Origin of the sequence: Parapedobacter indicus (assembly GCF_900113765.1) — a bacterium.
GTDB lineage: Bacteria > Bacteroidota > Bacteroidia > Sphingobacteriales > Sphingobacteriaceae > Parapedobacter > Parapedobacter indicus.
In genome coordinates this window covers 550,899-572,358 of record NZ_FOQO01000001.1, presented here as the reverse complement: position 1 = coordinate 572,358, position 21,460 = coordinate 550,899, and the positions used below count along the sequence as shown (strand labels likewise).

Genomic DNA, 21,460 nt, shown 5'->3' with positions numbered 1-21,460 from the left:
GCTGAATTGCTAAGTTACTTAATTGCGAAGTTGCTGAGTTATAATTTACACGTTTACTTTTTTACCTCGCCCCTGAGGTGCAAAAGCGTATTCGGGCTAATGGCATTGGACGTGACCGTAATGACCTTATGCTGTTTTCCCATTTGACCGTCGCTGTTGAATACAACTTTCACTTTACCTACTTCTCCCGGTGCAATTGGATTTTTAGAGTACTCCGGTGTGGTACAACCGCAAGATGCATGTACTTTGGAAATGATTAGCGGTTCGTTGCCGGTATTGGTAAATGTAAATTCGTGTTCAACTTTTTCTCCTTCTTTGACTTCACCGAAGTCATACGAATCATTTTTTACTTCCAATACTGCGCCTGTAGAATCCGCCCCGGGTATAATTGTTTGTCCGACGGGCTGTTTACCTTGTTGTTCCAAGGGAATTTCGGCTGCTTTTTGTTCTTGGTTGGTTCCGTTATTGCAGGACACCATGACCATCAGTCCTGCAAAAATTAAAAATATCCACTTCATAACGTTTCTTATTGATGTTAACAACTGTATGTTTATTGTACAAGTCCTCTCCCGTGTTTACGTATCCGGCCCACTGCCTGAAGTTCCCCCAGAATCTTATCCAGGATTCCATTGATAAAGGTATTACTCTTGGCGGTACTGAAGACCTTTGAAATCTCGATGTATTCATTGATTGTTACCTTTACCGGAATGGTTGGAAAGTTCAGTAGTTCGCAGATTGCCATCCGCATCAACAAATTGTCCAATAATGCAATCCTATCGGATTCCCAATTTTTGGTTTTTGTGCTAATCAACTGCTGATAGTCATCGGCATACCGAATGGAATTCACCAAGAGGTCGATAATGAACTGCTGGTCTTCTGTCCAATTGGGTGTGAGCTCGGCCAGTTGATTCTCTTTGGGGTTTTCGCTTGCGAAATTTTTAAAGGTTTTAGCTATCATTGCTTGCAAAACCTCCTTATCCACAGGCCAATTGATAAACTTCTCCTCAAATACCTGTTCGATAGCCGGATTTTTAAGGACGATCTTCTTAAAAATAAATTTTATGATCTCCTTTTCGCCGGTAATTGAACGATCTTCCTGGCTCAGGTATGCCAAGTACTCTTCCGCGTCTTTCAACTGAAAGAAAACCGTACGCACAATTTCCGGATCGAAACTCCACGAAACCTTATATTTCTTGACATCCGCCAGGTACCGGTCGTTGTGCCGCAACAACTCAACAAACGTATTGGTGAGCAATCGGGTATTGGGAGCCAGATCGGCTGCCGACGGCAGGTATTTGTTTGCGCGTTCGTCCGCATCGATGCGTACATAATCAGAAACTTCATCGAAGAGATTCAGCGTCCAGATATACATTTCATATACCTGATCGACGCTTTTAAGCAGTGCTTTTTCAAATTTCCCGACCTGCTTGTCTTCGGATAGCTGATACGCGTAAAGCGTCTGTAATACTTTGACCCGTAAGTGTCTTCTGTTTAACATAGTTATTTAAAAGAACGATTGGATGTAATGCCAATTATATTCCGTGTTCTTATTGCTTAATTTTCCGCATATCGGCAATCCGCGTTTCCGCGATCTCATTAGCCGCTTGGAAAGATGCTACATTTTCAGCAATTGATTTACGCAACACCGAGCGTGTAGCTTCATATATATTCTCGGTCAGCGCCGCGGTGCGTAACGCACTGTAACCGGCAATCTCTGAATAGCAACTGATCAATCCACCGGCATTGATCAGGTAATCGGGTGCATATAAAATCTTTTTATCTACCAGCAACTGTCCGTCTTCCCGCTCGTCTCGCAACTGATTATTGGCCGACCCAGCAATAATACGGCATCGCATCTTGGATATCGTATCTTTATTGACCGTTCCACCCAACGCACATGGTGCATATACATCAACATCCAACTCATAGATATTGTTGTTGGAAACTGCAACAGCCTTATATTTATTGGCAACTTCAATCATGCGTTCCTCCACAATATCACTCACGTACACCTTGGCATTCTCTTCGCGCAACAAAGCGATCAATTGTTCACCCACATTGCCGGCACCCTGCACCGCCACGGTACGACCCGCCAAACTGTCGTTGCCATAGAGCTCTTTTAGGGAAGCTTTTATGCCATAATACACGCCTTTGGCCGTAAAGGGAGCTGAGTCTCCACTGCCGCCCAACGACTTCGGGAGACCGGCAACGTGTCGAGTCTCCATATGGAGGTATTCCATATCCTTCGGCGTTGTGCCGATATCAAGCGAGGCGATAAAGGTGCCACTCAGCTCGTCAACGAACTGTCCGAATCTACGCAGCAGGACTTCCGTTTTCTGCGCGCGGTGGTCGCCGATTATGGCCGCATTTCCCCCCCCTAGATTCACCCCTGCCACGGCGGCCTTGTAGGTCATGCCCCTCGAGAGCCTCAACACATCGTCTATGGCTTCATCGGTGCTTTGATAGGGCAACATACGCACCCCCCCAATTGCCGGGCCAAGCGTTGTGTCGTGGATGGCAATGATTGCCTGCAAACCCACGGCGCCATCATTACAGAAAATAAGCTTCTGGTGGCCGGATTGCGCCATCAGCTTAAAGGAGGAATTGTCTATGATAGGTACGGACATACGAAACAATATGGGGCAAACTTAGCAAAAATATTGATGCATGTAACCAATGGGCACAAACATTTCGTATTTTTGCGGCATCGCATGTCACATCTCGCACATCTCAACAAATACTTTTACAAATACCGCTGGCGGATGATACCTGGTGTGGTATTCGTTGTTTTGTCCAATTACTTCGGTGTACTGCCAGCCCAGGTAATCCGGATTGCTTTTGACCTGGTAAAGGAAAACATCAGCATGTATCGCCTGTTCCATGGATTTGAGCGACAGCAATTGGTCTATGAAGTTTTCGGCTACAGCCTGCTGTTGTTCGGCGCGCTGGTCCTATTGCTGGCACTTATTCGCGGCTTGTTCCTTTTTTTAATGCGTCAAACCATCATCCTTACTTCCCGACATATCGAGTACGACCTTAAAAACGAGATTTACAGCCATTATCAGCAACTGGATATGGCGTTTTACCGCCGGAACAATACCGGTGACCTGATGAACCGGGTGACGGAAGATGTAAACCGCGTACGATCTTACCTGGGCCCGGCCGTCATGTATTCCATCAATACGGTGGTGCTCTCGGTTATGGTAATTGCTGCTATGATCAGTGTAAATTCCACATTGGCCATGTATGCGCTGATGCCTATTCCTATATTATCTGCAATCCTGCTGTTTGTCAATAAAATCATCAATCGCCGGAGCGAGCGGATACAGCAGCAACTTTCTACTTTGTCGACGTCTGTTCAGGAAACATTTTCCGGCATACGGGTAATTAAGACTTATAATCGCGAAGCAGACAAGATGGGTCGTTTTGCGATCGAGAGCAACGACTACCGGCATGCATCGTTGGCATTGGTCAAGACCGAGGCGATTTTTTTCCCGCTTATTCTGCTGTTGATCGGGCTGAGCACCGTAATTACCGTTTACGTGGGTGGCTTGGAAGTAGCTAAGGGCACAATTACGTCGGGAAATATTGCTGAATTTATCATCTACGTCAATCAATTAACATTCCCGGCAATGGCGTTGGCATGGGTAACGTCGCTCATTCAGCGAGCTGCGGCTTCTCAAAAGCGCATCAATGAATTTCTACGTACACAGCCTGAAATTCAGTCGGCCGCGCGGGGAAATTTCCAGGCAGAAGGGCACGTCCGGTTTGAAAATGTGAGTTTCACCTACCCGGATACCGGGATCCAGGCCGTCAGAAATGTCTCGTTTGAAGTAAAACCCGGCGAAGTGCTTGCCATTGTGGGCAAAACCGGATCGGGAAAATCCACCTTGGCCAATTTGCTGATGCGCATGTACGATGTACATTCCGGCGCAATCCACATCGATGGACAAGACATCCGGCAGCTTCCCCTCCAGTCTTTTCGAAGCCAGATCGGCTTCGTACCGCAGGATGTGTTTCTCTTTTCCGATACGATTGCCAACAACATCGCATTCGGACTGGACGAAACCCATCAAACTGATGTCGAAGAAGCCGCCAAACGAGCGGCGGTTTACGATAACATCATGGGATTTGAAGAAGGATTTGGCACGACCGTCGGTGAGCGGGGCATTACGCTTTCGGGTGGACAAAAACAACGCATATCCATCGCGCGGGCATTGATCAAAAACCCCCAGGTTCTCATTTTTGATGACTGCCTATCGGCTGTGGATACCAAGACTGAAGAAGAAATCTTGCGTAACCTAAGCATTGCCATGCAAGGGAAAAGCACCATATTCATTGCACACCGCATTTCGACCATCAAAAATGCTGATCATATCATCGTGTTGGACAATGGGTCGGTTATCGAACAGGGCAATCATGAAACACTGCTCGCGCTACGTGGAAGTTATTTTGAGCTCCACGAGAAACAATTACTGGAAGAAGCGGTATAAGCGGTATAGGCAGCAAAAAAGCCATTGACCGCTAATGCGTCCAATGGCTTTCCTTCTTATCTTGAGTTAGCTATTTACTCAGCGACTATTTACTCAGCGGCTTTACCACCGTCGAGTTCATCTTGCCATTTCTTCAATTCGTCGAATTTGCCTTCAGCAGCCAATTTGGCTTGTTCGGGCCACGTGTCGGTTACCGCTGTATTAAACTGATCACCAGCTTCCGCCAACAGTGATTTGATGTCGTCAGCAGACTTAGCTGCCAAATCCGCGTAGCTGTTGACACCTGCACTAGCCAATACTTCGGCAATCTTAGGACCGATGCCTTCAACAACGGTCAAATCATCTGCTTTCGCCTTTTTAGGAGCTTCTGTTTTGGCGGCTTCCGCCTTTTCTTTCTTTTCAGCTTTCGGCGCTTCCGCTACTGCAGCAGCTTTGGTTTCCACTACCTTCTTTTCAGCGGCCTTTTTTACAGTCGGTTGTTCAGCGGCGACGGCGATGTTTTCCACGGGAAGCACTGACACGAACGATTTATTGTTTGCCTTTTTGCGAAACACTACTTTTCCATCGATCAACGCAAACAAGGTATGGTCTTTACCGATACCCACATTTACGTCAGGGTGGTGTTTGGTACCCCGCTGACGAACAATGATGTTTCCAGCAACCGCATGCTGGCCACCGAATATTTTCACTCCCAAGCGTTTGCTATGCGACTCACGGCCGTTCTTTGAACTACCCGCACCTTTTTTATGTGCCATGTTCTATTTATCTATTTATGTAAGGCAAAAGCCTAATTAAACAATCAATTTATAACGTGATTCCGGTGATCTCGATTTTGGTAAACTGTTGACGGTGTCCGTTTTTCTTTTTGTAGCCTTTGCGGCGTTTCTTCTTGAACACGATCACTTTATCGCCCTTCAAATGTGACAAAATCTTAGCCGAAACCGTTGCACCTTTCACCAAAGGTGCTCCGATGGTGAATTTGCCACCATTTTCTGCTAACAGTACATTGTCAAATTCAATACTAGCGCCTTCATCCCCTTGCAAACGGTGTACAAAGAGCTGCTGGTCTTTTGCAACTTTGAATTGCTGTCCGGCTATATTTACTATTGCGTACATCAGTTAATAAGTTAATTAAATAATCTTTTAAATTTCGAAGCGCAAAGGTAACGCTTTATTTTGATTATCCAAAGTTAATGTATAAATTTGCAGCCCGTTTTAAACGGAATATTTATCAAAAATTTAATTTTTTAAACGAAAGTATGCAACAGTACGAAACCGTTATTATTCTTACCCCGTTGCTTTCCGAGGAAGTTTCGAAAGAGGCGATTGCCAAATTCCGGAGCATCCTTACCGAAGGCGGAGCCGAAATTGTCCATGAGGACAATTGGGGTTTGAAGAAACTTGCGTATCCGATTGACAAAAAGACAACCGGATTCTATCACCTCATCGAATTCAAGGCTCCCGGTGAACTAATCAGCAAATTGGAAGTCGAATACAAGCGTGATGAGCGAGTAATGCGTTTCCTGACGATCAGATTGGACAAACACGCCCTTGCTTACAACGAAAAGAAACGCAGCGGTGCATTCAACAAGAAAGCTGAAACATCCAAATCAGAGGAGGTAGCAAACTAATGGCAAACGATCAGATCCAGTACGTGACCGCTCCCAAGGTGGAGGATAACCGTAAGAAATACTGCCGTTTCAAGAAAAATGGTATCAAATACATTGACTACAAAGACGCCAACTTCCTGTTGAAGTTCGTCAATGACCAAGGCAAGGTATTGCCGCGCCGCCTTACCGGTACTTCGTTGAAATTCCAGCGTAAAGTGGCCCAAGCGGTGAAGCGTGCCCGTCATATCGGCTTATTGCCTTATGTAGCTGATTCACTTAAATAAGGAGGGGAAACGACATGGAAGTAATTTTAAAGCAAGATATCAAAAAGTTGGGTGAAAAGGACGACGTCGTCACCGTAAAACCCGGCTACGGTCGCAACTACCTCATTCCGCAAGGTTTTGCGGTACTTGCTACCGAATCAGCGAAAAAGGTATTGGCTGAAAACATCCGCCAGGCCCAATTCAAGCAGGACAAAATTAAGAAGGATGCGACTGAGCTCGCCGCCAAGCTGGAAGGTCTTAAACTGACCATCGGTGCCAAAGCCGGCGAAACCGGTAAGATTTTCGGATCTGTTAATAGCATACAGATCGCGGAAGCGCTGCGGAAACAAGGGTTTGAAGTAGACCGTCGCCGCATTACGTTTGAAAGCGAGCCTAAAGTACTGGGCGAATACGTGGCCAACCTGAACTTACACAAAGAAGTGAAGGTACAGGTTCCTTTCGAGGTAGTAGCTGAGTAAACGATTTACTTGTTATAGAAACGGCTGTCTTTTGAAAGGCAGCCGTTTTTTGTTTACCTGCAGCGGTCAAGCAGTGGTTTTGTTGGTTTTCTACCCTTTCTATACCCCGGGTTTTCACCACCGTATTGGCCACGTATGTGCCGCCTTTTATTACGTGATATTTCAGTGGATGAGACATGGATGGAACCTGGGGAAATCTTGTCTGTTACCCGGCTATTATCGGGCAAAGCCATATCGGCGCCACCATCTACGCGCAGACGCCCGTGGCCTGTTCATTTGCTTGGGACAAGCGGGAGACAAGCGAACCCCAACACGCTCCCAACGGATTTGTGCTTTTCGGGGCAGCGCCCCACTAACTCCCGCCTTTTTCCTGCCCTTATTCTGCCGTTTACTAAGCCGTGAATAAGTCCCCGCTAACCCGTGGCTATCGATTTTATAAGTACAGGTTAGATGGTTGTATTTGCTTTGGATAATAGGTTAACTGGCTGCATACTTTTTCACTCAGTTGGTTAAACTCTTTGGTTGCAGCGAGACTAACCCCATCCCTTATGAATCAAATAAGACTGATCGTGTCCGGTAACGATGGTTTGTGTGCTGATGCTGTCAGGTTGCGAAAGGGATTTCCAAAGTGAGGTTCAGCTGCCCATTTCGCTAAGCCGATCAGATTCAAAATTATTTTAAAGGAAAAGGGTTGCCCATTTTTAGACAACCCTTTCTTTTAAAAGCAAATTCGTTCCGAAAATTAGATTGGAAAGAAGAATGAATTTTATTCGTCTCCCGCAAAACCTGTATAGCGGTAACCGGAAACCAAGTACGATGAAAAACCTAGTTCCTTAGGATAGTCGTCATCACTGAAATTCAAATTAAACACAATACTGTCCGCAGGCATACCACTTGGCGTAGTAGCTGCTTTCAACAGTATTTTACCATTTGTTACCGTAAATTGTGAATCATAATATTCATTCTGAACATCCTCACCTGAGAACGTAAGTGCATTCGGATCAACGCTTATTTTACCTTTGGTTTCCCAAAAATTAGTGTTATCGTCAATCCACATCTCATTGGGATCATTTGCTACGGTATTGTAGGTATCCAGATGAAAATGTCCTATACCGAACAATTCGTCATCTTCGTAGACCACATTCCCGGCTTCATCAACAGCAACCACAGTGACATACCACTCACCTGCTGTTTTTTCACCATTTGTCCCGCCTATGTCATCCTTCTCACAGGAAGAAATCAAAAGAGTTCCAAACAAATATAATAAGGGTAAAAGAAATATCTTTTTCATGGATCTTTTAGTTTAAGATTACATTAAAATTGTAAGTACCTGCATAAGAAGCAGTAAACCGTATCGCCCCTGTACCAGGATCAACGGAAGCACTGGATAGGTCATCCAAGGAATCCCCCCAACCATCCACTCCACTTTCGATGAGACTTAATGTATTGTCCGCATTGAGCTTAAAACTACCTTTCATCGCATAAGCCGGACCATATCCTGCACGTACTTCATAGTATCCTCCGAAATAGTCTGTGATGTAAAATATGCCCGGCTCTGTTTGCAAAATAACTACCGGATATCCACTATAAGCAGTAACTGCACCACCACCTGAACGATTAGTTCCTACACTAACCGTTTTCAATCCCGGGGTTATAACGGAAGGAGTAGGATCTGTTACATAAACCGTCCTTGCTCCGGTTACCGTAAACCCATCGGCGTTGGTTATCGAATAGTTAACAGAATAAATCCCTACCTCATCGGTATTTACGTCTGATCGGACAACAACATCTCCAGTAACGTCTTCTCCATCCAATTCTGCATGTGTACCTGCATCCTCGTATGACTCTCCTTTATTTACTACTACTATCGGATCTCCTAAAACTTCCAAAACGGGATAGATCGTAATATCCGTAAACCCCGCCGTAGTTTCCTTTTCGCAGCTTTGGAATCCAATTCCGGCTAAAACCAAAGCCGCAAATATGATTACTTTACTTTTCATTTTCTTCAAAATTGAATTTTCATACTTACCCAACTATTTCGCCCAAAATACCGGTTCTGAATCGGGTTTAGTTTCCGGTGCATTTGAATTCCGGCTGGTAGAACTTTCCGCATACCGCAACCGCTGCAACACCTTCCCGGCCCCCAATTGTGTATTAAACAGAATTGGGGTATACAAAGTAGTAGGCACGTACAACGTTGGCTGGAAATCGTCATTCCCCTCGTCATATATTTCCTCTCCCGTTACCGAGCCAAACGCTGGATACTTTAGCCTCCTCAACTCACACCAAGCTTCAAAATTATTTACGCCACTCAATGCGATCCACTTTTGGATACCGATCACTTTTTCATAATTGTCCTGATCCCAAGGGTAATGAATAGTGTAAACTTCTTCAGCACCCTCTACACCGGCTGTGGCAAACGAGGCATCAATCGCTGCTTTATAGTGGGCTTCGGCTTCGGCACTGCTGCCGTAACGGGCATGGTACTCGGCTAAGAAAAACTCCGTTTCAGCAACGGTTATCAAATATACAGGCATATCGTAACTAGCGACTGGCCGGGAAAAATAGCCTGAACGATAAGTGGTTGATGTACTAAAATTAGTTCCTGAGACACCACCACTATAATTGCCGTTGGCATTCTTTTCGAAAAAGGCGCCCAAACGGCCATCTTCCGTATCCGAAAGCGTCCCTATCAAAGCTATATTTCCAATGACATTAATCTGAGTGCTACCAAAGTACGAAGCAAACTCTTCTTGATAAAATGGATTTGCTTTTCCGGTTACATCTTCCCAAATTCCATCCCATGCGATGTCCTCTGTTGGAAAATTGTTTGCTGCCACCAATTGGTCCAGATCGGCCTTTACGTCCTGCACCTTACTCATACGCATCAAAATCCTGAATTTCAATGCGTTTGCGAATGGTATCCATTCCGACGCATCGTTTGAAGAAAACAGAAAGTTTTCTACTACGGGACTCGATTCGGTAACCTTAGACAACGCGTCATTCAACTCAGCTAGGATACCGGCGTAAATTACGCTTCCTTCGTCAAACTTCGGAGACGTATTTCCAATATCCAAGGCTTCAGAGTACGGAACTTCACCATAGGCATCCACCAATGCTTGATAAACGAATGCACGCAGGGTGGTTGCTGCGAGGTAGGTTCCCCAGTCTTCCGACTCCGTTGTTTTTTCACGGATCGTTTCCAGATTTTTCAACACCCGTGAGTTCAACTGTGAATACGTTCCACTGGAACGGGTGGCGGACATCATAAATTTAGAATAATCCAAATAGTTACTCGTTCCGAAGTCGTGTGAATAATGCTGGCTGTAGTAACCTCCGATGATGCGCAAGAAATTGCCATAGCTGGAAGCCAGGTTCATTTCAGCCGTAGGAAAAATTAATTCCGGTGTCACATTTTCCTCTGAAGGAGCATTGGGATCCTGGTTGATATCCAAATACTTCTCACAGGAAGTGGTTCCCAGAAGTATAGCCAGAAATGGTATAATAAACTTTTTCATGATTTGTATCCTCAATTAAAATTTCAGGTTAACATTGAATCCGTATATCCTGCTTGCCGGATTGACATACAGTTCACCAAACTGTCCGGTAAGGTCGGGACCAACCGTTGAGCCCTCGGGGTCGATATACTGGTTATCCGATGCAGTCCATATAAATGCGTTGTTCACAAATGCAGACAGTGATATACCACTTAAACGGGTAGCGGTTACCCACCGCTTTGGTAAATCATAAGTAAGCGTCACATTCCGCAATTTGGCGTAAGTGCGGTCAACAAGATAAGACATACCCCCATTGCCCCACCCATACAAATTGAAATAATTCTGGTAACTGGTATTTGATAACTTCAGCGGAGTGGTATTTTCAGTGTAGCCTACAAAATTATCATCTTCATCCAGCACCCGTTGTATTGAATTCGGAATGATAAACGGTCTGCGGTCGTTATATAAGGTCATCATACCATTTCCGGTAAACTGCATCAAGTTCTTGGTACGAGAGAACATTCCACCTCCATAACGTACATCCAACGCGGCGCTTAATGTAAGCCCGTAAGCAGAGAAGGAAGTATTTACACCTCCAGTCCATTGGTGATTCATATTCAAACCTGTATCTTCTACGTCGAGCGTAAGAACCGGTTGCCCAGCCTCATCAACAATCATACGACCATAGTATTCACTGTTAGGATCCGTCACGTACTGCGGCAGGTAAGTATAATACTGACCCAGTGGTCTCCCTGCTTCAGCATACATGTAGACGGCGTCATCGCCCGCCGAAAAGTCTTCGATACTTACCCGGCCGCCTTCCAAACTTTCGGGCATAGACAGTACTTTATTGCGATTGATCGCAAAATTCACATCCAAATCCCATTGGAATTTGGCCGTTTTCACCGGTGTAGTAGTCAACAACAATTCGACACCTCGGTTACGAACCTCTCCGAAGTTGGTAACCATATTCGTAAACCCGGTCGACGGATCCACCGGCAAGGTAAAAATCTGATCGATATTTTTACGGTTATAAAATGCAGCGTCAATGCCGATACGATTCCGTAAAAACCGCATATTCACACCTGCCTCAAACTCCTCGTTCATTTCCGGCCGCAGCGTAAGACTGCCTGCCGTGCCGCTTAATTGAAATGCGTTTACACCGTTCATCGGAAACTGCGCGATGTCTGTCGCATAATATCCGCTTGCGAATCCTTGTACATAATTATAGCTTGTCCGATACGGATCCGTATCCGCCCCCGTGCGTCCAAAGGCTAAACGTGCTTTACCAAAAGAAAGTATATCATTCTGAGGTATCAACTCCGTGAAGATCCAGCTCAGCGTAGCGCCCGGATAAAAATAACTGTTGCCATTGATTGGCAATGTAGAAGACCAATCGTTACGCGCTGTCAGATTTAAAAACAGCATATCGTCAAAGCCTACCGTTACATCTCCAAACAGGCCGATCAATCTTCTTTTTGACTGACTTTCCGACAAATCGGAACGTGTGGCGCCATTACTGAGATCCCAAAAGCCAGTATCAAACGATAGTCCGTCTGTTTGTCCGAACATATAAGTCGAATACCGCTCGTTGATGTTCACTCCGGCAAGTGCAGTAAGTGTAAACCGATCAAACGTATTGTCATACGTAGCCAGAAAGTCGTGGTTGAATTCATAGGAACGGCCATAGCGCGCATATACATTACCCGTTTGGTTCATGTTGCTTGGTGCATATCCATAATCCTCGTTGATCAGCGCATCATCCAGATCAATTTCAGGCGTACCGATTTTTACGTCATAATCGTTGTAGTCGTATCCAAACCGGTAGGTAAGGGTCAATTCTTTAATGGGATTGATGTCTGCCTGCAGTTTACCATACAACTGCTTAGAGTTAATTTGATTGTAGTTATTTGCTAGCGCCCAATAAGGATTTGTAATGCCGTATGGTGTGAAATAGGCTTCTGGCGTATTAAAGGGATTCGTAAGATCCTGTTTATCTAAAAGCGATACATCCCGTGGTAATTCATAAAGGCCATCTACCACGGATGTTCCTTGGAAACTACCTACTGAATTTGTCTTCGCGGTTGCAAAATTCACGGTAGATGAGATTTTAAACCAATCAGCTCCTTGGTAAGCTCCCCGGTAGGCTATGGTATTTCGTTCGTATGAATCAGCGTCAGTCGGCATGCTACCATCATCCGAAACGTTCGAATAGGAAACGTAATAGGTATTTTTACCATCATCCGAGACACCACTCAAGGAAACGTTATGGTTGTTGGAAACACCAATATCGAAGAAATCTCTGACGTTATTCTTTCTGGCTGAATATTCGTGGATCAATTGTTGGTGATTCCAAATAGGTCCGAATACCTGAGTCGATCCATCAAGCCGTGGTCCCCAAGAACCATTTTCGATGTAGGTTTGTGTTCCGTTCCATCCCTGCCCGAACTCATTCTGCATCTCAGGAAAATAAGAAACCTGACGAAGTTGTACTCCACCATTGTATTGGATGGTATAGTTGCGGTCTGCACCCCGGCTTCCTTGCTTGGTAGTGATAACAATAACGCCCCGGGCTGCACGGCTACCGTACAAAGCTGTCGCTGCGGCACCTTTCAGTACAGTCATCGACTCAATATCATCTTGTGCAATATTACCGATACCACTCAAGCCATTTACCCGCCCATCTGCCGTGAAGGTATTGCTTTGCAGTGGAACACCATCCACTACATATAACGGCTGGTTATTACCATTGATAGAGCCGAATCCGCGAATGACTACCGACGAAGACGATCCCGGATCAGACGACGAAGCCTGGATTTGTACCCCTGCCACTTTACCTGCAAGTGATTGGGTAATATTCGAGTTGCGTGCCCGGGCGATTTCCTCTCCGCCCACCTTGGTGGCCGAATAACCTAGGGTCTTCTCCTGCCGGGTAATGCCCATGGCCGTCACGACCACTTCTTCCAGTGCTGAGGCGTCTTCTGTTAACTGGACAGTAACCATTGCTTGACTTCCGACATCCACACGTTCTGTAGTATACCCTAAAAAGCGGAATTCCAATTGGGTCACCGATGACGGAATGTTGATCGAAAATGTTCCCAAATCGTCGGTCTGAGTAGCTGTAGTGCCACCCACAGCCAGTACGGAAACCCCAGCTATCGGAGCGCCGTCCGTCGCTGATGTCACTCTACCACTGATTCTCCTGTCTTGGGCATAGGCTGATCCAATCAGCAGTATCCCCAACATAAAGAAACATAGTAATTTTTGTTTCATGTGTTTTGAATTTGGTTAAAAAATAGTCGTAAAAAATAGTTATATAGCTGTAAAAGTCGTTGGAATTACCCAAGGTTTCCACCAATGGGATTGGATACGAGTAAAAATCAAAAAGTCAGTGAATTATTCTCCTGGTTTAATGACAAGCTGGTACTGCCTACTCTCTATGGTCATTTTCCGAAACATCCCCTTATTCTCCTGAATAGGTAGCCACAATGTCAAATCATTGAAATCTTGCGGGTAATTAATATTGACTAAACATCGATATATTTGTTTCGATGTGGTAGATGTCAATTATAAATTCTGTGTGTAAAACTACCCAATAGTTTGTGTCTACGTGTGCTGTTTTCTGTGTGTGTGTTGTTTTATCGCTGCGCCAAAAATACACATAATCTTTCAATGGCAAAAATTTCAAATAAAAAAGTTAAAAAATGTTAATTGATACACAGGCTGCTATCTAAAAGATTTTAGTATTTTCGTTACAAATTCAAAAAACTATGCGTGCAAAAACCATTTTCATCATTGTCGTAACCGTTTTGGTCACGGTCATACTCATGAAAAACATGGATGAAGTAAATTTTTGGATATTCGGCATCCGGACGGTCCCAAAATTAGCCGTATTGGGCACGATGTTTTTCATTGGTGTAATTGTAGGTTTTCTTTTGGGTCGCCCCAGAAGGAGGCAGAACAACGCTGATCAGCCGGAGGCGGACCCAACCTTCGAAATCAACAAGCCACTGGACTCAGCCGATGAAGATTACATTAGGTGAGGCAGTCGAAAATAGAGGCGGTGCAGTCCATCTACGTAGCGGTAACCTACTTCCGCCTGATAGTGCTGTGCAATTGCTTTCACGACAGCCAATCCCAACCCGGTGGATGACGACTGATCAGCCGATCGGTAAAAACGGGTAAACATTTTATCAGTATCTAAAGGCTGTGGTCTGCCGGTATTCGCGATTTCAAACTCATCTTTTCCGACAGTTACGGTAATCCAACCGCCGTCGTAGTTATGCACAATTGCGTTCTTTAACAGATTCGTAATCAAAACATCGGCTAGGTCTGCATTGAAGCGTCCCTGTAACTTCGCGTTGTCAATCCAGTCTAACTGGATATTTCGGTAATGGAGAAGTTCTTCAAAATCATCCGCCTGCCGCCGTAACCGCTCGTTGAAATCGACCGTTTCCTCTTTGGAAAATTGCCTGTTTTCAATTTTTGAAAGCAACAACAGGGATTTGTTAAGCCGGGTCATCCGTTCCAGGTATTGGATCGCGTTAGCGAGAAGCTGTACCTGCGCCTCTTTTCCCTGGGTTTGCTCCAGTAATAGCTCCAGTTTGTTGATGGCGATGGCCAAGGGGGTTTGCAATTCATGTGAAGCATTTTCAATAAACTGCTTTTGCTGCTGAAATACGGCAATATTGGCCTTCAGCAGCTCCGCCACCGTATTGTTCATATCCTCAAATTCAGTTACCTTGGTCTGTGGCGGATTAAACGTTTTATCCTCGCCCAACTTAAAACCTCTTAACTCATGCTGCAATTGGTAGAATGGCCGCCATATTTTTCGTAGCACCCAGTTATTAATGATAAACGCGCTCGCAATTACCGCAACATACAGCCACAATAACGCATGCAATAAATCGGCAACCAAATCATCACCTTCTACCATAGACGTGATGATCTTCAATTCGTAATACTGCGCCTGCGGTGTAGAGAAGTACGTGGTGAGCATACGCATAATTTCATAGTCTTCCTCGTACTCCATATACATAGACGTATCTTTAAACTGCTCAGTCGCCCGCAGTGCAAACTCCCTATCTATGGGACGTATCGCATAATTACTCTCATCAAAACGGCTTTTAGTTAGGAGTAATGAATCACGGCTGGCTTTTTTGATGATCAGCATCTTGTAATTTTCCAAACCATCGTCAATGCTATCGTACACTTCCTCCATCATGCTGAAATAGAAGACCACAGCCCATATGCTCAGGATGAAGACCAGCGAGGCCGACAGATACAGCAACGTATGGTTGAGCAGCTTCATCTATACGGTCAATTTATAACCTACTCCGTAGATGGCTTGGATCTCGAGATTGGCGCCATGATCCTTTAATTTTTTTCGCAAGTTCTTGATTTGGGAATAAATAAAGTCAAAATTATCTGCATTGTCCATGTGGTCTCCCCAAACATGTTCCGCCAGCGCAGATTTATAGATCAGCCTGTTTTTATTGACCACAAAAAACGCTAGGATATCAAATTCCTTTCGGTTAAGGTGAATCGTCACGCCGTCTATACAAAGCGTGCGTCCGTTGAAATCCAGCTCCATGTTATTCAATTTGACAACGTTACCACCGTCTAATGCTTTCCGCCGCAGCACGGCTTTAATCCGCGCATTGAGTTCGGCTAAGTGGAACGGTTTGGTCAGGTAGTCATCGGCACCGAGATTCAATCCTTCGAGTTTATCATCCAATGAATCTTTAGCTGAAATAATAATCACATTGTCGCGTTTCTGTTTAGATTTTAGCGCGCGTAGTAGATTTAAGCCGTTGCCATCTGGCAGGCCTACATCCAGCAAAATGCAATCGTAATCATACAACGCAATTTTCTCCATGGCTGAATGAAAATCGGCTGCTGCTTCAACGGTGTATTGCTCTTTCTGTAAAAACTGGGTGACATTGTCCCGCAGGCCCTGTTCGTCTTCGATGATAAGTAGCTTCATGTCTCAAAGATACCATGAAAATCTGTAAAAAGGCTGGAGGATGGGTGGTTAGGATACGCAACGCAACTGTAACGCTCCCTACGGTCCGCGTCACTGGGTTGCTTTTACCTATCCTAACCAATTTGGCGGTAAATAATGGTAATGGGTACGAGTCATTACGGTCATTTCAGTCTGCTGCAGAGCAAGCCTTGTGGAGACGCAAGCAACGCGGCCGCGGATCTCAGCTTGCGAGCAGTAGGCTTAAATACTGGCAATTCCCCTACTTCAAGTCTTCCTTTACTTCTTTGGCGGTTTCTTCGATTTTTTCACCTACTTTCTTTGCAGCGTTCTTTACGTCAGTCGCTGCCGCCTTGGAAGCTTCCGTTACCTCTTCTTTGGCATTTTTCACACCTGCTTTGATCCCTTCTTTTGCTTCTTGAAATTTGGATTTGGACTCCTCGCCCAATTCCTCAGCCTTCGCACCGATCGTATCGCCTACCTCTTCTAGGGTGTCCAATGCAGCATCTACCTGCTCGCCGACGGTATGATCGTGATCATGGCCATCGTGATTGTGGTCGTGTTCCGCATGATCATGGTCGTGTGATTCTGTTCCGGATGTACCGTTGTTGCAGGCTGCGAAAAACAATGCTCCGGCAAATAAGGCTGTCATTGCTATTTTTTTCATTTTTATCTATTTTTTTGCCGCTTTAGACGCAATAGTTGTACCAAACTATTTGGAAGCGCATTAATAAATACTCCCCTTGGCTGCTTCCAACGTGTTTTTTAATAGGCCGACGATGGTCATCAGGCCCACGCCTCCAGGTACCGGCGTTATCCATGATGATTTCGGGGCAACCTGCTCAAAGTCGACATCGCCGTATAGCTTATACCCTGATTTGGTCCTATCACTCATTTCGCGGTTAATTCCCACATCGATTACAATGGCTCCTTCCTTTACCATATCGGCCGTGATGAAGTGCTTCTTTCCAATGGCTGCCACAATGATATCGGCCCGAAGCACCTCTTCCTTGACATTCCGGGTCCGGCTGTGGGTGAGCGTCACGGTACAATTTCCGGGGTTGCTGTTCCGCGCCAGTAGTATACTCATCGGACTACCGACAATGTTGCTCCTGCCTACCACCACTGCATGCATCCCGGAGGTATCAATGCCATAATGTGCAAGCATCAGCAGGATTCCATAGGGAGTAGCCGGAATAAAACAAGGTAAATTGCGTTGCATACGACCGAGGTTCACGGGGTGGAACCCATCCACATCCTTTCGATAGTCGATCGCTTCGGTAACCCGTTCCGGATCGATATGTTTCGGCAACGGAAGCTGTACAATCAATCCATCCACGCCGCCGTCTGCATTGAGCTCGTTAATTTTAGCTAGGAGCTCACCTTCCGAAATGCTGGTATCGAAATGGATATTGGTCGACTCAAATCCAACCAGTTCACAGTTACGCATCTTGCTGGCGACATAGGTTTCGCTGGCTCCGTCGTTACCTACCAAAATGGCCACCAAGTGAGGCTTTCGACCCGTTTCTGCCAAAAAAGCAGCCGCTTCCTGCTTAATGTCTTCCTTGATTTTCGCTGATACGAGTTTACCGTCTAATAAGTTCATTTTTAATTAATTAATCTAACTTCAACACGGCCATAAATGCCGACTGCGGAATCTCCACGTTGCCTACTTGGCGCATCCGCTTTTTACCTTTCTTTTGTTTTTCAAGCAATTTACGCTTACGGGAAATATCTCCCCCGTAACATTTGGCGGTCACATCTTTGCGTAACGCGCGGATGTTTTCACGAGCAATGATTTTCGCACCAATGGACGCCTGTATTGCGATTTCAAATTGTTGCCGCGGTAACAGCTCCTTTAATTTTTCACATATTTTTTTTCCAAAGTCGTAGGAATTGCTTCGGTGGATAAGTGAGGAAAGCGCATCAACAGGTTCTCCATTTAAACGGATATCCAGCTTTACCAGATCCGACTGCCGGTAGCCAATCTGGTGGTAATCAAACGACGCGTATCCTTTGGATATCGTTTTTAGCTTGTCATAAAAATCGAATACAATTTCACCCATCGGCATTTCAAATACCAACTCCACACGATCGGCCGTGAGGTACGACTGGTTGATGATGATTCCACGCTTCTGGATACACAGCGACATCACCGCTCCGACAAATTCAGCCTTCGTGATGATATTTGCTTTAATATAAGGTTCCTCTACATAGTCCAACTTACTGGGGTCGGGCAAATCAGATGGGTTATGAACAACGATTTCCTCTTGATCTTTGGTGAGGTAAGCTTTGTACGATACGTTGGGTACCGTGGTAATTACCGTCATGTCAAACTCCCGTTCCAGGCGCTCCTGGATGATCTCCATGTGCAACATTCCCAGAAAACCACACCGGAACCCGAATCCAAGTGCAGCGGAAGATTCCGGTTCAAATACCAACGACGCATCGTTGAGCTGCAAGCGATGCATGCTCTCGCGCAATTCTTCAAAATCTTCGGTATCTACTGGATAAATTCCCGCAAAGACCATCGGCTTCACTTCTTCAAATCCTTTGATTGCGTCTTTGCTCGGGCGGGTTACATGGGTAATGGTATCCCCTACTTTTACTTCCCTTGCCTCTTTGATGCCCGAAATGATGTACCCTACGTCGCCCGTTCGGATGACCTCCTTGGGCACCTGATTGAGACGCAATGTCCCGATCTCATCGGCGATGTATTCCCTCCCGGTGGCCATAAACTTCACCTTATCACCTTTCCGTATTTCGCCATTCTCGACTTTGAAATACGCCATGATACCCCGAAAGGAGTTGAATACGGAGTCGAAAATCAGTGCTTGTAGGGGCGCTTCGGGATCACCTACGGGGGCTGGGACTCGGTCAACAATTGCATTCAGGATATCCATCACCCCGAGGCCTGTTTTTCCTGACGCAGGGATAATGTCTTCTCGCTTACCGCCGATTAAGTCGACAATCTGATCTTTTACCTCCTCAGGCATTGCCCCCGGCAGATCCATCTTGTTGAGTATCGGAATGATTTCGAGATCGTGTTCGAGCGCCAGGTACAAATTGGAAATGGTCTGCGCCTGTATCCCCTGCGAAGCATCCACAATAAGCAGCGCTCCTTCACAGGCAGCAATGGACCGCGATACTTCATACGAAAAATCCACGTGCCCCGGGGTATCGATGAGATTCAGCACATACTCCTGTCCATCTTTTACATAATTCATCTGAATTGCGTGGCTTTTGATGGTGATGCCCCGCTCCCGTTCCAGATCCATATTATCCAAAAGCTGGGCTTGGGCCTGCCGTTGGGTAATGGTATTCGTAAACTCCAACAGTCTGTCTGCCAACGTACTCTTACCGTGGTCTATGTGCGCAATGATACAAAAATTGCGGATATGGTTCATTCGAAAATAATTTTAGTAGAATCGCCTCATGGAACCTGGATTTCATCGCCTTCGTTGGTCGCTGACCTAGCTAGTTTCATGCAAATCGACTTCAAACGGCAAAGATAGTTTTTTGAGAGGATATTTAAAGATGGGTTTGTATCTTTGAAGTGAAATTAATCAGGCAATGATATGCGACTGTCTATCCTTTTGACCCGTAAATACCGATTACTAAGTCTTGCAGCCATCGTAGATGTATTTGAAACGGCCAACCGTTTTCTAGCTGAAGAAGGAAAATCGGAACGGTTCGAGATCAGTTTCACGGGCGCGTCGGATCATCAAGTAGTTCCTGATAACTTCCGTCATATTGCTTACGTACCGGTTAGCAACAGCCCGTCTTACGATTTGATTTTCATACCAGCCTTCGGACCGGTAGATATGGCACAAACGCTTGAAGACAACCGCTGCTTTATTCCGTGGCTTCACAAGCAATATGCTCAAGGAGCCATATTGGCCAGCAATTGTACGGGCGCCTTTCTATTGGCGGCATCGGGGTTATTGGACGATCGCCGCGCAACCACACATGTAGATGCAGCGGAGAAGCTGGCCACCTATTTTCCAAAAATTAAGCTGGAGCAGGATGCCGTGGTTACCCATGATGCCAATATCTATACCAGCGGCGGCGCCACCAGCGGATTTCACGTAATGCTGGCGCTCATTCAAAAATGCTGTGGTCGGGAAATGGCCATTCGCATTGCCAAGACCTTTGCAATCGACATGGATCGTGAAAACCAGGCTTATTTCGGCCACTTCTCACCCGTGGAGGCCCATGATGATGAATTGGTGATGCGCGTGCAACATAAAATCAAGAGCCAGTTTCCCGAAATCAAGAGCATCGAAGAAGCGATTGCCGATATTCCGGCTAGCAGGCGTAATTTCGTCCGGAGGTTTAAACAGGCAACTGGACTCACCCCGATACGGTACCTCCAAAAAACCAAAATAGAGGCCGCAAAACGATTGCTTGAAAACACAGAGAAAGGCTTGTTTGAGATTATGCTTTGTGCAGGATACAGCGACATGAAAAATTTCCGGCATTTGTTTAAAGAAAATACAGGCATGACACCAAAAGCGTACCGGGATAAATTTGCGATGCGGTTCGAGCCGATTATTTAACTGAATTAAATGTGGATGGTGCAGATGCTACGGACATATATTTCATTACCTATTTTTGTCGCTTGCCTATGCTGTGCATTTTGCGGCAGGGCGCAACCTACGCCCGGCAAGGAAAAAATTGTGATCGACTTTCCGGGGGAGTACCGATGGAAAAGCACCGGGATTCCCAAAGACACAAAAGGTATCCGCGGTACGGCCTATTCAATAAGGGGCAGTGCGGCGGAAAAAGCCCCGGTGAAAACCGTTACCGTAACGACTATCGACCGGCGCTACTACCCCATGAAGGCCCTTGGTACACCTGAAGAGAAGTGGGAATTCGAGAAAGCCGGGTGCCCGGAAGCGTCGCTTGATATTGTCGACAAAAAAACGGTAAACGGCCGCACGTCGATCCTATTTGTGATCAAAGCTACCAGATCTTCCGATGAAACCTGCGGATCAACCGTATTGCTAACGTATGTAGCCGAAGGACCTACCGCCCTGCATACCGTTGAACTGGTGATTCCACAGGAGCATTTCACACCGGAGTTACAGCAGCAATGGCGCGATGCTTTGCTGCAAAGTCAAATTGAATAAGCG

22 protein-coding genes are annotated in these 21,460 nt (G+C 45.7%); 8 read left to right on the top strand and 14 right to left on the bottom strand.

All coding sequences use genetic code 11. The annotated features are described in order from the left end of the window. Positions 1-53: 53 nt before the first annotated feature. Genes BMZ56_RS02240 through BMZ56_RS02230 form a run of 3 tightly spaced genes read right to left on the bottom strand, consistent with a single transcriptional unit; the run spans position 54 to position 2,627 of the window. Positions 54-518 carry a DUF1573 domain-containing protein gene (locus BMZ56_RS02240; RefSeq protein ID WP_090623607.1) on the bottom strand — a complete coding sequence of 155 codons (465 nt, stop codon included), beginning with the start codon at positions 516-518 and terminating at the stop codon, positions 54-56. Between the two features lie 32 nt (positions 519-550). Beyond that, entirely contained in the window at positions 551-1,498 is a 948-nt protein-coding gene (gene nusB / locus BMZ56_RS02235) for a transcription antitermination factor NusB (RefSeq protein ID WP_090623604.1), read from the bottom strand. A gap of 49 nt (positions 1,499-1,547) precedes the next feature. Then, entirely contained in the window at positions 1,548-2,627 is a 1,080-nt protein-coding gene (locus BMZ56_RS02230; protein ID WP_090623600.1) for a Glu/Leu/Phe/Val family dehydrogenase, read from the bottom strand. Positions 2,628-2,711: 84 nt separating this feature from the next. On the opposite strand from BMZ56_RS02230, the gene BMZ56_RS02225 reads away from it, so the two are divergent. Continuing rightward, positions 2,712-4,493 (top strand): ABC transporter ATP-binding protein, encoded by a 1,782-nt coding sequence (locus tag BMZ56_RS02225; RefSeq protein ID WP_090624435.1) that lies wholly within the window; start codon positions 2,712-2,714, stop codon positions 4,491-4,493. Between the two features lie 89 nt (positions 4,494-4,582). Here the strand turns inward: BMZ56_RS02225 and rpmA are convergent, their stop codons facing one another. After that, the gene (rpmA, locus tag BMZ56_RS02220) at positions 4,583-5,248 is read right to left on the bottom strand and encodes a 50S ribosomal protein L27 (RefSeq protein ID WP_090623596.1); all 666 of its coding nucleotides are present in this window, start codon (positions 5,246-5,248) and stop codon (positions 4,583-4,585) included. 49 nt (positions 5,249-5,297) lie between these two features. Continuing rightward, positions 5,298-5,609: a 50S ribosomal protein L21 gene (rplU, locus tag BMZ56_RS02215; RefSeq protein WP_090623593.1), complete on the bottom strand. Its 312-nt coding sequence runs from the start codon at positions 5,607-5,609 to the stop codon at positions 5,298-5,300. A gap of 143 nt (positions 5,610-5,752) precedes the next feature. Between rplU and rpsF the strand changes: the two genes are divergently transcribed. The 4 genes from rpsF to BMZ56_RS02195 all read left to right on the top strand — a co-directional run bounded on the left by rpsF (position 5,753) and on the right by BMZ56_RS02195 (position 7,201). Then, positions 5,753-6,124, top strand: coding sequence for a 30S ribosomal protein S6 (rpsF, locus tag BMZ56_RS02210; RefSeq protein WP_090624433.1), 372 nt, complete (start codon positions 5,753-5,755; stop codon positions 6,122-6,124). After that, positions 6,124-6,387: a 30S ribosomal protein S18 gene (gene rpsR / locus BMZ56_RS02205; protein WP_090623589.1), complete on the top strand. Its 264-nt coding sequence runs from the start codon at positions 6,124-6,126 to the stop codon at positions 6,385-6,387. Before rpsF ends, rpsR begins: the two co-directional genes overlap by 1 nt. 14 nt (positions 6,388-6,401) lie before the next feature. After that, positions 6,402-6,845, top strand: coding sequence for a 50S ribosomal protein L9 (gene rplI / locus BMZ56_RS02200; RefSeq protein WP_090623586.1), 444 nt, complete (start codon positions 6,402-6,404; stop codon positions 6,843-6,845). Positions 6,846-7,021: 176 nt separating this feature from the next. Beyond that, a complete protein-coding gene (locus BMZ56_RS02195) occupies positions 7,022-7,201 on the top strand; it encodes a hypothetical protein (protein WP_090623583.1) in 180 nt (59 codons plus the stop codon). 410 nt (positions 7,202-7,611) lie between these two features. Here the strand turns inward: BMZ56_RS02195 and BMZ56_RS02190 are convergent, their stop codons facing one another. The 4 genes from BMZ56_RS02190 to BMZ56_RS02175 are packed head-to-tail and all read right to left on the bottom strand — an operon-like array spanning position 7,612 to position 13,615. Next, entirely contained in the window at positions 7,612-8,136 is a 525-nt protein-coding gene (locus BMZ56_RS02190; RefSeq protein WP_090623580.1) for a lipid-binding protein, read from the bottom strand. Between the two features lie 7 nt (positions 8,137-8,143). Then, complete coding sequence (locus tag BMZ56_RS02185; RefSeq protein ID WP_090623576.1) at positions 8,144-8,845, bottom strand: BT_2262 family domain-containing protein; 702 nt, start codon at positions 8,843-8,845, stop codon at positions 8,144-8,146. A 33-nt stretch (positions 8,846-8,878) separates the two neighbouring features. Then, positions 8,879-10,363 carry a SusD/RagB family nutrient-binding outer membrane lipoprotein gene (locus BMZ56_RS02180; RefSeq protein WP_090623573.1) on the bottom strand — a complete coding sequence of 495 codons (1,485 nt, stop codon included), beginning with the start codon at positions 10,361-10,363 and terminating at the stop codon, positions 8,879-8,881. A 15-nt stretch (positions 10,364-10,378) separates the two neighbouring features. Next, positions 10,379-13,615, bottom strand: a complete 3,237-nt coding sequence (locus BMZ56_RS02175) for a SusC/RagA family TonB-linked outer membrane protein (RefSeq protein ID WP_218146432.1) — start codon at positions 13,613-13,615, stop codon at positions 10,379-10,381. Between the two features lie 497 nt (positions 13,616-14,112). Between BMZ56_RS02175 and BMZ56_RS02170 the strand changes: the two genes are divergently transcribed. Continuing rightward, positions 14,113-14,385 (top strand): hypothetical protein, encoded by a 273-nt coding sequence (locus BMZ56_RS02170; RefSeq protein ID WP_090623570.1) that lies wholly within the window; start codon positions 14,113-14,115, stop codon positions 14,383-14,385. Here BMZ56_RS02170 and BMZ56_RS02165 read toward each other — a convergent pair. From BMZ56_RS02165 to lepA, 5 genes are all read right to left on the bottom strand, one after another. After that, positions 14,373-15,653 carry a sensor histidine kinase gene (locus tag BMZ56_RS02165; protein WP_090623567.1) on the bottom strand — a complete coding sequence of 427 codons (1,281 nt, stop codon included), beginning with the start codon at positions 15,651-15,653 and terminating at the stop codon, positions 14,373-14,375. The two genes, BMZ56_RS02170 and BMZ56_RS02165, sit on opposite strands and share 13 nt — an antisense overlap. After that, entirely contained in the window at positions 15,654-16,328 is a 675-nt protein-coding gene (locus BMZ56_RS02160) for a response regulator transcription factor (RefSeq protein ID WP_090623561.1), read from the bottom strand. Between the two features lie 259 nt (positions 16,329-16,587). Next, positions 16,588-16,992: a hypothetical protein gene (locus tag BMZ56_RS02155; protein ID WP_090623557.1), complete on the bottom strand. Its 405-nt coding sequence runs from the start codon at positions 16,990-16,992 to the stop codon at positions 16,588-16,590. A 60-nt stretch (positions 16,993-17,052) separates the two neighbouring features. Then, positions 17,053-17,931 carry a bifunctional 5,10-methylenetetrahydrofolate dehydrogenase/5,10-methenyltetrahydrofolate cyclohydrolase gene (locus tag BMZ56_RS02150; RefSeq protein ID WP_090623554.1) on the bottom strand — a complete coding sequence of 293 codons (879 nt, stop codon included), beginning with the start codon at positions 17,929-17,931 and terminating at the stop codon, positions 17,053-17,055. Positions 17,932-17,941: 10 nt separating this feature from the next. Beyond that, a complete protein-coding gene (gene lepA, locus BMZ56_RS02145) occupies positions 17,942-19,732 on the bottom strand; it encodes a translation elongation factor 4 (protein ID WP_090623551.1) in 1,791 nt (596 codons plus the stop codon). A gap of 171 nt (positions 19,733-19,903) precedes the next feature. On the opposite strand from lepA, the gene BMZ56_RS02140 reads away from it, so the two are divergent. Both BMZ56_RS02140 and BMZ56_RS02135 read left to right on the top strand, forming a co-directional pair. Further along, positions 19,904-20,884 (top strand): GlxA family transcriptional regulator, encoded by a 981-nt coding sequence (locus BMZ56_RS02140; protein ID WP_090623548.1) that lies wholly within the window; start codon positions 19,904-19,906, stop codon positions 20,882-20,884. 24 nt (positions 20,885-20,908) lie between these two features. Further along, positions 20,909-21,457 (top strand): hypothetical protein, encoded by a 549-nt coding sequence (locus tag BMZ56_RS02135; protein WP_143072819.1) that lies wholly within the window; start codon positions 20,909-20,911, stop codon positions 21,455-21,457. Positions 21,458-21,460 lie beyond the last annotated feature (3 nt).